14 protein-coding genes and 1 tRNA gene are annotated in these 12,594 nt (G+C 68.6%); 8 read left to right on the top strand and 7 right to left on the bottom strand.

All coding sequences use genetic code 11. The features are described from left to right. Positions 1 to 54: 54 nt before the first annotated feature. Positions 55 to 357 carry a hypothetical protein gene (locus tag ACEL92_RS11715; RefSeq protein ID WP_067758640.1) on the bottom strand — a complete coding sequence of 101 codons (303 nt, stop codon included), beginning with the start codon at positions 355 to 357 and terminating at the stop codon, positions 55 to 57. 125 nt (positions 358 to 482) lie between these two features. Here ACEL92_RS11715 and ACEL92_RS11710 point away from each other — a divergent pair, with 125 nt between their 5' ends. The 3 genes from ACEL92_RS11710 to ACEL92_RS11700 are packed head-to-tail and all read left to right on the top strand — an operon-like array spanning position 483 to position 2,907. Beyond that, a complete protein-coding gene (locus ACEL92_RS11710) occupies positions 483 to 1,547 on the top strand; it encodes a YncE family protein (RefSeq protein ID WP_374025710.1) in 1,065 nt (354 codons plus the stop codon). Next, positions 1,544 to 1,798 (top strand): DUF5703 family protein, encoded by a 255-nt coding sequence (locus ACEL92_RS11705; protein ID WP_374025709.1) that lies wholly within the window; start codon positions 1,544 to 1,546, stop codon positions 1,796 to 1,798. The genes ACEL92_RS11710 and ACEL92_RS11705 overlap by 4 nt, the downstream gene beginning before the upstream one ends. Further along, a complete protein-coding gene (locus ACEL92_RS11700) occupies positions 1,795 to 2,907 on the top strand; it encodes a quinone-dependent dihydroorotate dehydrogenase (protein ID WP_374025708.1) in 1,113 nt (370 codons plus the stop codon). Before ACEL92_RS11705 ends, ACEL92_RS11700 begins: the two co-directional genes overlap by 4 nt. Here ACEL92_RS11700 and ACEL92_RS11695 read toward each other — a convergent pair. From ACEL92_RS11695 to ACEL92_RS11685, 3 genes are all read right to left on the bottom strand, one after another. Further along, positions 2,904 to 4,271, bottom strand: coding sequence for an HNH endonuclease signature motif containing protein (locus tag ACEL92_RS11695; RefSeq protein ID WP_374025707.1), 1,368 nt, complete (start codon positions 4,269 to 4,271; stop codon positions 2,904 to 2,906). The genes ACEL92_RS11700 and ACEL92_RS11695 overlap by 4 nt on opposite strands. 299 nt (positions 4,272 to 4,570) lie before the next feature. Continuing rightward, entirely contained in the window at positions 4,571 to 5,101 is a 531-nt protein-coding gene (locus ACEL92_RS11690) for a YbhB/YbcL family Raf kinase inhibitor-like protein (RefSeq protein WP_374025706.1), read from the bottom strand. A gap of 27 nt (positions 5,102 to 5,128) precedes the next feature. Further along, entirely contained in the window at positions 5,129 to 6,493 is a 1,365-nt protein-coding gene (locus tag ACEL92_RS11685) for a M20/M25/M40 family metallo-hydrolase (RefSeq protein ID WP_374025705.1), read from the bottom strand. A gap of 95 nt (positions 6,494 to 6,588) precedes the next feature. Here ACEL92_RS11685 and ACEL92_RS11680 point away from each other — a divergent pair. The 5 genes from ACEL92_RS11680 to ACEL92_RS11660 all read left to right on the top strand — a co-directional run bounded on the left by ACEL92_RS11680 (position 6,589) and on the right by ACEL92_RS11660 (position 10,716). Continuing rightward, positions 6,589 to 6,674, top strand: a tRNA-Leu gene (locus ACEL92_RS11680). A gap of 182 nt (positions 6,675 to 6,856) precedes the next feature. Continuing rightward, positions 6,857 to 8,548 (top strand): PP2C family protein-serine/threonine phosphatase, encoded by a 1,692-nt coding sequence (locus ACEL92_RS11675; protein WP_374025704.1) that lies wholly within the window; start codon positions 6,857 to 6,859, stop codon positions 8,546 to 8,548. After that, the gene (locus ACEL92_RS11670) at positions 8,545 to 9,642 is read left to right on the top strand and encodes a B12-binding domain-containing protein (protein ID WP_374025703.1); all 1,098 of its coding nucleotides are present in this window, start codon (positions 8,545 to 8,547) and stop codon (positions 9,640 to 9,642) included. Before ACEL92_RS11675 ends, ACEL92_RS11670 begins: the two co-directional genes overlap by 4 nt. Beyond that, a complete protein-coding gene (locus ACEL92_RS11665) occupies positions 9,639 to 10,001 on the top strand; it encodes an STAS domain-containing protein (RefSeq protein WP_374025702.1) in 363 nt (120 codons plus the stop codon). Before ACEL92_RS11670 ends, ACEL92_RS11665 begins: the two co-directional genes overlap by 4 nt. 40 nt (positions 10,002 to 10,041) lie before the next feature. Next, entirely contained in the window at positions 10,042 to 10,716 is a 675-nt protein-coding gene (locus tag ACEL92_RS11660) for a phosphoribosyltransferase (protein WP_374025701.1), read from the top strand. A gap of 3 nt (positions 10,717 to 10,719) precedes the next feature. Here ACEL92_RS11660 and ACEL92_RS11655 read toward each other — a convergent pair whose 3' ends face one another. The 3 genes from ACEL92_RS11655 to ACEL92_RS11645 all read right to left on the bottom strand — a co-directional run bounded on the left by ACEL92_RS11655 (position 10,720) and on the right by ACEL92_RS11645 (position 12,515). Then, a complete protein-coding gene (locus ACEL92_RS11655) occupies positions 10,720 to 11,061 on the bottom strand; it encodes a hypothetical protein (RefSeq protein WP_374025700.1) in 342 nt (113 codons plus the stop codon). A gap of 96 nt (positions 11,062 to 11,157) precedes the next feature. Next, positions 11,158 to 11,958 (bottom strand): DivIVA domain-containing protein, encoded by an 801-nt coding sequence (locus ACEL92_RS11650; RefSeq protein ID WP_374025699.1) that lies wholly within the window; start codon positions 11,956 to 11,958, stop codon positions 11,158 to 11,160. A 266-nt stretch (positions 11,959 to 12,224) separates the two neighbouring features. Continuing rightward, positions 12,225 to 12,515 carry a YggT family protein gene (locus ACEL92_RS11645; RefSeq protein ID WP_007170773.1) on the bottom strand — a complete coding sequence of 97 codons (291 nt, stop codon included), beginning with the start codon at positions 12,513 to 12,515 and terminating at the stop codon, positions 12,225 to 12,227. Positions 12,516 to 12,594 lie beyond the last annotated feature (79 nt).

Here is a 12,594-nt window from a genome sequence, read left to right as displayed (position 1 = left end):
GACGAGCTGGGGCAACCACGACCACGACGGTACCCGGTGGGAAGGCGCTATCGACTAGTGCGATACCGGCACCGCATGCGCCACCGAGTCGCGCACGGCGGCGACCAGGCTGCGTTCGTCGGTGAGGTCGATATCGACCAGGCTGCGGACCGCCGTGGCGACCACCTCTTCGGCCTGCGGAACTGGCCCGGCGAGGCGCGGTCGGTAAATTTCGACGACGAGCGAGCGGTGCTCGATGTGGAACGAAAAACTACGTCCATCACCGACTTGTCCATACCCGCTGGCGAAGATTCCTGTCGACATATCTTCGACAGCAAACTCTTTCTCCGCGATCTGCCGGTCAACGATGACGGCCATGAGGCGACGATACCTCGCCCACCGGACTTGATGTGCACGACATGGCCATATTGGATGCGAAAGCGTTCCTTAGACTCGGAAGTCCACCGTCGTTACGCGAGGGAAAATAATTGCTGTCACGGCACATGCGTCATCAATTGGCAGCTCAGCGCCGCCTGCTTGCCGTCGCGCTTTTGCTGGCGGCGATCGCGGGTTGTTCGTCCAATACATTCAAATCCGCGCCGCCCACCATCGCAGCGGCCGAACCGGCCGTGTCTCCGCCGGCGTTCCAGCGCCCGGCCGGCGAGGTGCGCCCGCTGGCCGCCGCCGCCATCGCGGCGACCTTCGACGGCGGCACGCACCAGCTGGCGGTGCTGGCGCCCGGCGCCCCGGCGGGAGCGGGGACCGTCACCGTCTTCGGCGATTCGACCGCCGCGCCGCGCGTCATCGCCCTGCCGGGACCGTCGACCGCGTTGACCGATGACGGCCACGGAACGCTCTTCCTGGCCGCCCGCGGCGGCTATTTCGTGGTCGACCTGGCGACCGGCCGCGCGACCCGGGTGGACGTCGCCGACGCCCAACAGGCCGATTTCACCGCGGTCGCCCTGCGCGCCGACGGCAAGCTGGTGCTGGGGAGTGCCGACGGGACCGTCTACATCCTCGCTTCTCCGACACCCGGCTCGCCGACGCCCGGCGCCGTTGCCGCCGCCCCTGTCGGCACCCGCAGCAAGATCTTCGTACGGGTCGATGCGCTTGCCACGCAAGGGAATACGACGGCGGTCCTGGACCGGGGACAGACCTCGGTGACGACGATCGGCGCCGACGGCAAGGCCCAGCAGGCGCTGCGTGCCGGTGAAGGCGCGACCACCATGACCGCGGATCCGCTGGGTCGGGTCCTGGTCGCGGACACCCGTGGCGGCCAGCTGCTGGTGTACGGCGTGGATCCGCTGATCTTGCGGCAGGCCTATCCGGTGCCTGAGGCGCCGTACGGCCTGGCCGGTTCCCGCGCGTTGAGCTGGGTGACGCAGACCGCTTCTAATATTGTGGTTGGTTACGATCTGTCCACCGGAATTCCCGTCGAGAAGGTGCGTTACCCAACCGTGCAGCAACCGAACTCACTGGCGTTCGACGAAGCGTCGAACACCTTGTACGTGGTGTCGGGGTCCGGTGCCGGGGTGCAGGTGATCGAGCACGCAGCGGGCACACGTTGACCGCGCAGCGCAGCAGTCGGCTGCCCGCGGGCTGGGACACCGAGCTGTCCGACGAATACGAGTGGGTGCCGCTGCGCCTGCCGCCGGAGGTCACCCGACTCAGCGCCTCCACCCGGCTGTCCATTGAGGCCGAATATCGCGGGTGGGAGCTGACCCGGGTGCGGCTCTACACCGACGGTAGCAGGCGAGTGTTGTTGCGGCGCAAGAAATCTCGTCTGGACACCCGGCGCCCGGACCAGCCGGAACTGTGACGGGGCCGCAAACCGGCGACGGCGCTTTCTACGGCCTGGTGCGGCGGCTGTTGTTCCTGGTCCCGCCCGAGCGCATCCACACGCTGGTTTTCGCGGTGCTGCGCGGCGCCACCGCCCTGGCCCCGGCGCGGCAGCTGCTGCGGCGGCTGCTCGGCCCGAAAGATCCGGCGCTGGCGAGCACGGTGTTCGGGGTGCGTTTTCCGGCGCCGCTGGGGCTGGCCGCCGGCTTCGACAAAGACGGCAAGGGACTGCTGACCTGGGGCGCGCTCGGCTTCGGCTTCGCCGAGGTTGGAACCGTCACCGCGAACCCGCAGCCCGGCAACCCGCTCCCGCGCATGTTCAGGCTGCCCGCCGACCGCGCGCTGCTGAACCGGATGGGATTCAACAACCTGGGCGCCGGGGCGCTGGCGGTCCAGCTCGCGCGGCACCAACCCGACGTCCCGATCGGGGTCAACATCGGTAAGACGAAAACCACCCCGGCCGCCGACGCCGTCGACGATTACCGGGCCAGCGCGCGTCTGGTCGGGCCGCTGGCGTCGTATCTGGTGGTGAACGTAAGCTCGCCGAACACCCCCGGCCTGCGTGACCTGCAGGCCGTCGAGGCGTTGCGGCCCATCCTGTCGGCCGTCCTCGCCGAAACGTCGAAGCCGGTGCTGGTCAAGATCGCCCCGGACCTGTCCGACGCCGATCTGGACGACGTCGCCGACCTGGCCGTGGACTTGGGCCTGGCGGGCATCGTCGCCACCAACACCACCGTGTCCCGCGACGGCCTGCAGACGCCGGGGGTCGACGCGTTGGGGCCCGGCGGCATTTCCGGGCCACCGGTGGCGGCCCGGGCCGTCGAAGTGCTGAGCCGGCTCTACGGGCGGGTCGGCGACCGCCTGGCGCTGATCAGCGTCGGCGGCATCGAGACGGCCGACGACGCGTGGGAGCGGATTACCGCGGGCGCGTCGCTGTTGCAGGGCTACACCGGCTTCATCTACGGAGGAGGCTTGTGGCCCAAGCGCATTCATGACGGCATCGCGCGCCGGCTGCGCGACGGCGGGTTCGCCTCGCTCAGCGCTGCCGTCGGCTCTGCGGCGCCCAAGGCCGGCGGCGCCGCGGGTTAAGCCGCCCCTTCTTGGTCGTCGTCTTCGGCCAAGATCTTCTCCGGATGATGGAAGTTGTTGACGCGGGGCTGGCCGCGATCGTGGTGTGGCGGCGGGATCCATTCGGTGTCGCCGTTGGCGCGTCTTCGGGTGGTCCAGCCCTTCTCGAGGAGCCGGTGGTGGGGTCCGCAGGCCAGGGTGAGCTGGTTGATATCGGTGCGGTAGGTGCTGGCCCAGTCTTCGACGTGGTGGACTTCGCAGTAGTAGCCCTGCACATCACAACCGGGATGGGAACAGCCGCGATCCTTGGCGTACAGGACAATTCGCTGGCCGGGTGAGGCCAGGCGCTTGCCGTGATACAGCGCCACCGCTTCCCCCTTGTCGAAGACGGCCAGATAGTGATGGGCGTGCCGGGCCAGGCGGATGACGTCGGACATCGGCAAGATGGTGCCCCCGCCGGTCAAGCCCTTGCCGGCGGCCGCTTCCAGCTCGGTCAGCGTGGTCGTCACGACAATGGACGCCGGCAACCCGTTGTGCCGGCCGAGCTCGCCGCTGGCGAGCATCGCGCGCAGGGCGGCGTTGAGGCCGTCGTGGCTGCGCTGTGCGGCCGTGCGGGTGTCCCGCTGCACCGCCTCCTCCGTCGGGCCGCCGTCCACGACCGGCGCCTCGTCGTCGGGGTTGCACATCCCGGGGGCCGCCAATTTGGCCAGCACCGCCTCCCAGGTCGCGCGCGCCTCGGGCGTCAACCACCCGCTCAGCTTCGACATGCCGTCGGCCTGCTGAGCGCCCAGCACCAGGCCGCGAGCCCGCGCCCGGTCCGCGTCGGTGTAGTTGCCATAGGGGTTGAGGCAGTCCATCAGGTGGCGGGCGAGCTTGGCGAGTTGGTCGGGACGATAGTGAGCGGCCTCCGAAGCCAGGTGTTTCTCGGCGTGCTCACGCGTTTCGACGTCGACCGATTCCGGCAGCTGGTGGAAAAGTCGCCGGATCACCGCCACGTGGTCGGAGCCGATTGCCCCGTCGCGCTGGGCCGCCGCGGTGGCGGGCAACACCGGCTCCAACGGCTCACCGGAAAGCGCCCGGCGCGGGCCCAGCTCCGCGGCCTCAGCGACGCGCCGGCTGGCCTCTCCCCGCGTGATGTGCAACCGGTCGGCCAGCGCCCAGCTCAGCTTGCCACCCAGCTCCGCCGAATCAGCCTGCTCCGCAAGCTGATTGATGAGCTGGTGACTTGGCGTCTGGAGTTTGCGTGTTACGCCTTCGAGTTTCTCCAAGATCCCCAAGCGTTCCGGGTTGGTCAGCGCCTCATACGTATGACCCTGAAACCGAGTAGCCACGGCACACAACGCGTCAACGTCGGCCTGAATCTGCTCACGATCCGTCAAAGCCATGTGCGCCGTCCATTCGGCAGTCCGAACGGGCTAGATAACTCGTACGTGAGTGCATCCAGCTGGCCAAGGAGGAACGCGCGCTCTTCCAGGACTTCAACCAGCCTCGAGGGCGTCAACGCCTCATATGAATGCCGCTGGAAGCGCGAGACGACAGCGCTCAACGCGTCGATGTCGGATTGAATCAACTGCCAAGCACTCGAACTCATGTTCGAATGATATTCCTGGCCTCCGACAAAATCCCCGCGCTTGAAACCCCAGGGACGGAAGTGGCCTAAGTGATTTCCGACCTGGCGCCCGCCCTACTTCTGTTCGTAAATGCCGTGGATGACGGCGCGCGCGATCGCGTGCTGGAACAGGTTGAAGCCGAGGTAGGCGGGGCTGGCGTCCTCGCCGAGGTCCAGCTTGTCGACGTCCACGGCGTGCACTGCGATGTAGTAGCGGTGTGGCCCGTGCCCCGGCGGCGGCGCGGCGCCGATGTAGCGGCGCATTCCGGCGTCGTTGACCAGCGTCAGCGCGTCCCCGGGCAGGTCGCTGCCGTCGCCCGCGCCCGCGGGCAGTTCGGTGACGTCCGCAGGCAGGTTCGCCACCGCCCAATGCCAGAACCCGGAGGCAGTCGGCGCATCGGGGTCGTAGACGGTGACCGCGAAGCTGCGGGTCTCCCCCGGAAATCCGGACCAACTCAGCTGCGGGCTGACGTCTTCTCCGCCCGCGCCCATGATTCCGCTGACTTGCGGCTGCGCCAGCGGCTGGCCGTCAGTCACAGACTCCGACGTCAGGGTGAACGTCGGCAGCTTCGGCAGCGCGGCGTACGGGTCGGGCGCGTTGCTCATGGAGAATCCTTTCGTTTTGAGTGTCGATCAGCAGTGTGTCAGGAAGTGAGTCAGCACCTCGGTGCCGAACCTCAGCGCATCCACGGGTACCCGCTCGTCGACACCATGGAACAACGCGGTGAAGTCGAGGTCCGGCGGCAACCGCAGCGGACTGAAACCGAAACAGCGAATACCCAAGCGCGCGAAGGCTTTCGCGTCGGTGCCGCCGGAAAGCATGTACGGCACCGTCCTGGCATCGGGGTCCAGCGCCAGCACGGCGGCGTTCATGGCGTCCACCAGGTCACCGTCGAAACTGGTCTCGTACGACGAGAAGTCTTTGATCCACTCGCGCGTCACGTCTGGGCCCAGCAGCTCGTCGACCTCGGCCTCGAACGCGGCCTTGCGGCCGGGAAGGATCCGGCAGTCGATCACCGCTTCCGCCACCGCCGGGACGACGTTGGCCTTGTACCCGGCCTTGAGCATCGTCGGGTTGGCGGTGTCCTGCAGCACCGCTTTGAGCATGCGGGCCATGGGGCCGAGTTTGTCGACCACCCCGGCCAGGTCGCCCGACTCGACGTCGAAAGCCAGGCCGCTCTCCTCTTCGACGGCGGCCAGGAACTGCGCGACGGCGTCCGTGAGCACGACCGGAAATTGGTGCCGGCCCAGCCGGGCGACCGCCGCGGCGACGGCGGTGACGGCGTTCTGGTCATGCACCATGGATCCGTGCCCGGCCGGACCGCGGGCGGTCAGGCGCATCCACGACAGGCCCTTCTCGGCCGTCTCGATCAGATAGAGCCGACGTTCGCCACCGTCGCGGAGCGGCACCGTCAGCGAGAACCCACCCACTTCGCCGATCGCCTCGGTCACGCCCGCGAACAGGTCGGGCTGATTGTCGACCAGCCACTGAGCCCCGTAGCTGCCACCGTGTTCCTCGTCGGCCAGGAACGCGAACACCAGATCGCGTGGCGGCACGATCCCGGCCTGCTTCAGCCGCCGGGCCACCACGATCATCATGCCGACCATGTCCTTCATGTCGACCGCGCCGCGGCCCCAGACGAAGCCGTCCTTGACCGCGCCGGAGAACGGGTGCACGCTCCACTCGGCCGGCTCGGCGGGCACCACGTCGAGATGCCCGTGGATCAGCAACGCACCGCGCGAACTGTCCGCACCCGCGAGTCGGGCGATCACATTCCCGCGGCCGGGCGCGCCGGACTCCACGTATTGGGGCGAGTAGCCGGCCTGCGCGAGCTGTTCGGCGACCCACTGCGCGCACTCGGCCTCGCCGCGCGTCGTCTCCGGTTCGCCGGTGTTGGTGGTATCGAACCGGATCAACCTGCTGACGACCTCGACGACGTCGTCGCTCGGGTTGGTCGGAAACTCGGTGTGGTCGGTCACAACCACCTTTCCTACCATTGTGGGGGCCCGCTCGGCTCATGCTGACCGGCCCGGCTGGCTTGGGTGCGCGTGCGACAATCCGTTAGCCTTAGCTGCCAACTCTCGTTGGTCTTGTCCGAGTGGCGGAATGGCAGACGCGCTAGCTTGAGGTGCTAGTGCCCTACTAATGGGCGTGGGGGTTCAAGTCCCCCCTCGGACACGCGAGGCGCAGGTCTTCGAATCGGGGCCTGCCCCAGTCCCGCAATCGGGGTCGAGAAATGGCTCCTGCCCGGCAACTTCGACGCACCGCCCGCACGAGCGAATCCGTCCGGCAATCCCGGACACGTAGAGTCGGATGTAGCTCTAGCCAAATCCGATTCCCCGCGTTGACAGGTCAACCGCATGCATGATGACGCCCACGTAGGTGTCGAGATCGACCTCGATGCCTTGTGGGCGGCTGTGTCCTGCCCGACCCTGGTCGTCGACCGGGCGGGAACCGTGCAGGCCCTGAGCGGCTCCGCCGCCTCGCTCTTGCCCGGCGCGGTCCAAGGTGGGCGAATCGACGAAACGGTCGAATGGCTTTCGCGGGCGCACCATCGCCTCGTCCAACTGCATCCCGACTCGCTCGGCCGGGACGCCTCGGATGCGTCGGGAAATACGGCGTCGGGAAACGAGGCGTCGGGAAATGTGGGCGGCCGCAAGTTCGCCGCGCACGCGGCGGTGCTGCCCAGCGGCGAGGTGGCATGGTCGCTGGTCGAGGACACCGGTCAGCTGTTGCGGGAGGCGCAAGAAGCGCTGGCGCGCGAACAGGAGCGCGCGGCGATCCTGCTCGAGGCGTCGTCGGTATTGACGGCCTCGCTGAACGTGGACCGCTGCAGGGAAGCGACCGTGCAGATGGCCGCCCAACACCTCGCGGACGCGGCGGTCCTGGTGGCTCCCGCGGGCCGCGGCCGTCGACTTCCGGTCTTCTACAGCGCCGCGGCCGGGGCGGTGGAGCAGTGCAGTGTCGACGCCGACCCCGCCGTCGTGGCGGGGTTGAGCGAGGCGCTGCATGGGTTCCCGCCGGTCTCCTCGGGCTGGATCGACCCCGTGTCGGTACCGGATTGGCTTGTCCCGCAACACTTCTCAGGTCCGATCGGCTCCGTGATGATCCTGACGCTGCCGGGCCACGGCGTTTCGGCGGGCGCGTTGGTGCTGCTGCGTCGCTCCGGTCGGCCGGTGTACAGCGCGGACGAGGAAATCTTCGCCGGCTTGTTCGCCGCCCGGGCCGGGGCGGCACTGTCGGCGGCCCGGCTCTACGCCGAGCAGGCCGCCATCACCCGCACCCTGATGCGCGACCTGCTGCCCCCGCCGCTGCACGGGCTGCACGGCATCGAATTCGCCGGGGGCTACCGCGCTTCCAAGGATTACGAGGTGGTCGGCGGCGACTTCTACGACTTCCATCCCGCGCAGCGTCCCGAGGACGAGACGCTGGTGGTGCTGGGCGACGTCTGCGGGAAGGGCCTGGAGGCCGCCGTGATGACCGGCAAGATCCGCAACACGCTGCAGGCCCTGACGCCGCTGGCGCAGGACCACGAGGGTGTGCTCACGCTGCTCAACCGCGCCATGTTGTCCTCAGACCACACGCGATTCGCCACGTTGGTGCTGGCTTCGGTCGCGTACCGCGACGGTCAGGTGGTGCTGCGGCTGACCTGCGCCGGGCATCCCCCTCCGCTGATCGTGCGCGACAACGGGCAGGTGGAAGAGGCCAACACCAAGGGCACGCTGGTCGGCGCCCTGGAGCACATCACGGTGCAGTCGTTCGAGACCTCACTGGCGCCGGGCGAGACATGCGTGCTGTACACCGACGGCATCACCGAGGCACGCGGCGGCCCGCTGGGCGACGACTTCTTCGGCGAGCAGCGCCTGGCGGCCGCGCTGACCGGATGCGCCGGCATGCCGGCCGAGGCGGTCGTCGAACGCGTCCTGATGCTGGCCTCGGAGTGGGTGGGGCAGCGCGTGCACGACGACATCGCCGTCGTCGCCATCACCGCCCCGCAGCGCACCCACCTCAGCGCCGTCGACGGCCACACCCGGGGCAGGTACGTGGCATGACGTCCTACGACACCGAGATGACCCGCACAACCGGTGCCACCGGCGATCTGCTTGTCCGCGAACGGCTTTGGGGCGCCCTGACCGACCGTGACGAGTACGCGGCCGCCGCCACCGTGTTCGCAGCGATGGAAGCGGGCATGACGCCCGAGGACGTGCTGCTGGACGTGATCGCCCCCGTCCAGCACAAGGTCGGCACGGAATGGGCCGCCAACCGGATCAGCGTCACGCAGGAGCACGCCGCCACCGCGATCAATGATCGCGTCATCGCCGCGCTCGCCCATCACGCCGCCGGCAAAGTCAGCAGTCACGGCGGTCACGTCACCTTGGCCTGCGTGGACGGCGAGTGGCACGCGTTGCCCGCCCGGCTGCTGGCGGAGGTGCTGCGCTTGCGCGGCTGGCAGGTCGACTTCCTGGGCGCGCAAGTGCCCACCCCGCACCTGGTTGCCCACCTGCACCGGTACGGCCCGGACGTCGTGGCGCTCTCCTGCTCGATCCCCACCCGGTTGCCCAACGCGCACGCCGCGATCGTCGCGTGCCAGTCCGCTGGTTTCCCCGTGCTGGCCGGCGGCGCCGCGTTCGGCCGCGACGGCCGCTTCGCCCGCCAGCTCGGCGCCGACGCGTGGGCGCCGGACGCGCGCACCGCCGACGAGCGGCTGGGCCGCGGGTTCCGCCCCGTTCGGAGGGCGTCCAACCGCCAGCCCGTCGACGACCTGCCGCATCTGGTCGACCAGGAATACACGATGGTGAGCCGGACCGCGGCGCAGCTGGTCAAGTCCACCGTCGCCGACCTGGAGGACCGCTTTCCCGCCATGCGCGCCTACTCACCGCTGCAGCACCAGCGCACCGTCGAGGACATCGCCCACATCGTCGAGTTCCTCACCGTGAGCCTCTACACCGACGACGACGCGTTGTTCACTGACTTCATCAAATGGACCGCCGACATCCTCACCGCGCGCGGCGTTCCAACGGCGTCGCTACACCCGGCTCTGGATTTGCTGACGATCCAGCTCAACGAGTTCCCCCGCAGCCGGCGCCTGCTGACCGCAGCAAACGATGCCCTCACCACCATCGCCGCCCCGGGAGCGACCGCATGAACCTGTTCCTAAACACCACCACGTCCGGGCGGTCGGCCTGCGTGCGACTCTCCGGTGACCTGGTCTACGAGACCGTGGACGCGATGGTCGACGCCGCCGTCCAGCTCCTTGGCCAGCAGCCCGCCCCGCACCTGCATCTCGACCTGGCCGAACTCGCCTTCTGTGATTCCGCCGGCCTGTCCGGCCTGCTGCTGGTCCACCGCCGATGCGCTCGGGCGGGCGTGCGGTTGCACCTCGACCACCGACCGCAATTCCTCGACCGCATCCTGGACGTCACCGGTACGTTCGAGCACCTGGTCACCGCGTCGGTCTCGGAGGCGGGAGGCCAGAACTTCCCGGGAGAAACCCGGGTTCGCTGACCCGCGGCCCGGGCCGAGCCCGTAGGCTGGAACGCGACCGATGGCACCCGACGGATTTCTCCGGCACTCTGCGACGCGCACCTTCCGCGACCGTCGCGAGGCCGGTCGCGCGCTGGCCGAGCAGCTGACGTCCTACCGCGACAGGGACGACGTTCTGGTTTTCGGGCTGGCCCGCGGCGGGGTGCCGGTGGCGTGGGAGATCGCCGCGGCGCTACACGCCCCGCTGGATGTATTCCTGGTCCGCAAGCTCGGTGTGCCCCACTGGTCGGAGCTCGCAATGGGCGCGTTGGCCAGCGGCGGTGGCGTCGTGATGAACGACGACGTGGTATCCAGCCTGCAGATCAGCGACGAGCAGGTCCGCGAGGTAATCCAAAGCGAGACAACCGAACTCGCCCGCCGCGAGCGGGCGTACCGGGGCTCTCGCGCGATGGCCGATCCCCGCGGCAAGGTGGTGATCCTGGTCGACGACGGCATCGCGACCGGGGCCAGCATGCTGGCCGCCGTGCGGGCGGTGCGGGCCGCGGGCCCGAAGTCGGTCGTCGTCGCGGTGCCGGTGGGTCCGCGGTCGACGTGCGGTGAGCTAAGCCTCGCGGCGGACGAGGTGGTCTGCGTGACAATGCCGCCCGGGTTCGAAGCGGTCGGCCAGGTGTACGCCGATTTTCATCAGGTGAGCGACGACGAGGTGCGCGAGACGCTCGCCACGCCCACCGGCTGAGTGTTACTTGGCCGCCTCGTCGCCGCGACCCTCGGCCGACACCGTCGACTGTTCGGTCGCCTCCGCCGATGGCGGCGTGCCGGCTTCCGCCGGGGTTTCGTAGGCGCCCTCGTCGGGCGCCTCCTCGGGGTAGTCGACGGCCTCTTCCTCGGCCTGCTCCTCGTGCTCGTCCGCGGTGCCCGCGTCGCGGCGCTGCCGCTCCTGCAGCGCGTCGATGATCAGCAGGACCACGCCGAGCACGCTGGCGCCGATGCACACCCAGGCCACCAACTCGTTGCTGGTGACGACGGCGAACACCAACGCGACGAGCCCGACCAGGGCCAGTACCAGCGCAATGATCAGCATCGGTCATCCTCCAAGCAGCGAGCGGGACAGCCAGTTCGTGTGCAGGTCTAGCGTGCCAACCGCGCGACTGGGCGAGTGTCCGGCACGCCTGTGAGGCTAGTTGTTACCCCGGTTGAATTGGTCGAACCCGCCGGCGTCGGCGCTGGAGTCCACGGGCGCGGCCGATCCACGCTGGCCGAGCTCCTCCAGCTGCGATTCCAGGTAGGTCTTGAGCCGGGTCCGGTATTCGCGTTCGAAGGTGCGCAGCTGCTCGAGGCGGCCTTCCAGGACGGTGCGCTGCTGGTTGATCGTTCCCATGATCTCGGAGTGCTTGCGTTCGGCGTCGGCCTGCAGGGCGTCGGCCTTCTCCTGGGCCTGGCGCAGCTGGGTCTCGGAACGGCTTTGGGCGTCCGCGAGCATCGCGTCGGCGCGCTGCCGCGCCTCTGTCACCGTGGTCTCGGCGGTCTGCCGGGCCTCGGTGAGGATTTGGTCCGCGTTGGCGCGGGCGTCGGCCAGCATCTTGTCCGACTCCGCCTTGGCCGTGCTGGTCAGCCGGTCGGCGGTGTCCTGGGCCAGGCTGAGCACCCGAGCGGCCTTCATGGCCTGCTCCTCGTTGCTCGACGGCGACGCGGCGGGCGCGGCGACGGGCGCCGCCTTGGGCTCCGGCTCGGGGACGGGGATCGCCTGAGTGGGGGCAGCCGCGGCGGCCGGGGCGGCGCTCGCGCCACCGCCGGAGGCCAGTTCCTGGTCGAGTTCCTCGATGCGCTGACGCAGATCGCTGTTCTCTTCGATCAGCCGCGTCAGCTCGGCTTCCACCAGATCGAGGAAGGCGTCGACCTCGTCTTCGTTGTACCCCCGCTTGCCGATCGGTGGCTTACTGAACGCCACATTGTGGACGTCGGCTGGTGTAAGCGGCATTGTTTCGTCCCCTCAAGTTCCTGTCTAACGTTCTGGAAAGTGTAGAACGCAGTGGTAGCCGTCGTGCAACTGCCGTCCATCCTGTCACACGAGGCGCGACCGTTGCCGTTTCGGCCAATAAATAAGAACCAATTCAAACGCTCAGGGGCAATAAAATACGAAACCTTAGAATTTTTAAATCGCAGCCACCAAACCGAGGCTAAAACGTGGCCGAACCGTCTCCGGGCCGGAAGCAAGGCGCCCGAAGCGAGGCGCCGGAAGCGAGGCTAGGCGGCGGCGCCGAAGGCGAGCTGCATGCCGATGAACGCGACCAGCAGGAGCACCATGATCGACAGGTCGAAGCGGACCGCCCCGATGGTGAGCTGAGGGATTAGCCGGCGCAGCAACTTCACCGGCGGATCGGTGATCGACATGATGATCTCGAGGATCACCACGGTGATGCCGGTCGGATGCCAGTCACGGCTGAACGAGCGGATGAACTCGACGACGACCCGGGCGATGAGCAGCAGCCAGAAGATGAACAGCGCAAACCCAAGGATCTGAAAGAACAGCACCAACTGAAGAGCCCCGACCTTACCGATGAGATGTCATGCGCCGCAGGCGTGCGCGGCGCCTGCCAGCGTACCGACTCCGGGC

Origin of the sequence: Mycobacterium hainanense (assembly GCF_041890355.1) — a bacterium.
Taxonomy (GTDB): Bacteria; Actinomycetota; Actinomycetes; order Mycobacteriales; family Mycobacteriaceae; genus Mycobacterium; species Mycobacterium hainanense.
The sequence above is the reverse complement of the archived record's forward strand: the minus strand, read 5'-3'. Positions and strand labels throughout refer to the sequence as shown.

Coding starts and splice junctions, on each gene's coding strand:
- ACEL92_RS11715 (WP_067758640.1), bottom strand. CDS start 357: ATGGCCGTCATCGTTGACCGGCAGATCGCGGAGAAAGAGTTTGCTGTC.
- ACEL92_RS11710 (WP_374025710.1), top strand. CDS start 483: ATGCGTCATCAATTGGCAGCTCAGCGCCGCCTGCTTGCCGTCGCGCTT.
- ACEL92_RS11695 (WP_374025707.1), bottom strand. CDS start 4,271: ATGGCTTTGACGGATCGTGAGCAGATTCAGGCCGACGTTGACGCGTTG.
- ACEL92_RS11690 (WP_374025706.1), bottom strand. CDS start 5,101: ATGAGCAACGCGCCCGACCCGTACGCCGCGCTGCCGAAGCTGCCGACG.
- ACEL92_RS11685 (WP_374025705.1), bottom strand. CDS start 6,493: ATGGTAGGAAAGGTGGTTGTGACCGACCACACCGAGTTTCCGACCAAC.
- ACEL92_RS11675 (WP_374025704.1), top strand. CDS start 6,857: ATGCATGATGACGCCCACGTAGGTGTCGAGATCGACCTCGATGCCTTG.
- ACEL92_RS11670 (WP_374025703.1), top strand. CDS start 8,545: ATGACGTCCTACGACACCGAGATGACCCGCACAACCGGTGCCACCGGC.
- ACEL92_RS11665 (WP_374025702.1), top strand. CDS start 9,639: ATGAACCTGTTCCTAAACACCACCACGTCCGGGCGGTCGGCCTGCGTG.
- ACEL92_RS11660 (WP_374025701.1), top strand. CDS start 10,042: ATGGCACCCGACGGATTTCTCCGGCACTCTGCGACGCGCACCTTCCGC.
- ACEL92_RS11655 (WP_374025700.1), bottom strand. CDS start 11,061: ATGCTGATCATTGCGCTGGTACTGGCCCTGGTCGGGCTCGTCGCGTTG.
- ACEL92_RS11650 (WP_374025699.1), bottom strand. CDS start 11,958: ATGCCGCTTACACCAGCCGACGTCCACAATGTGGCGTTCAGTAAGCCA.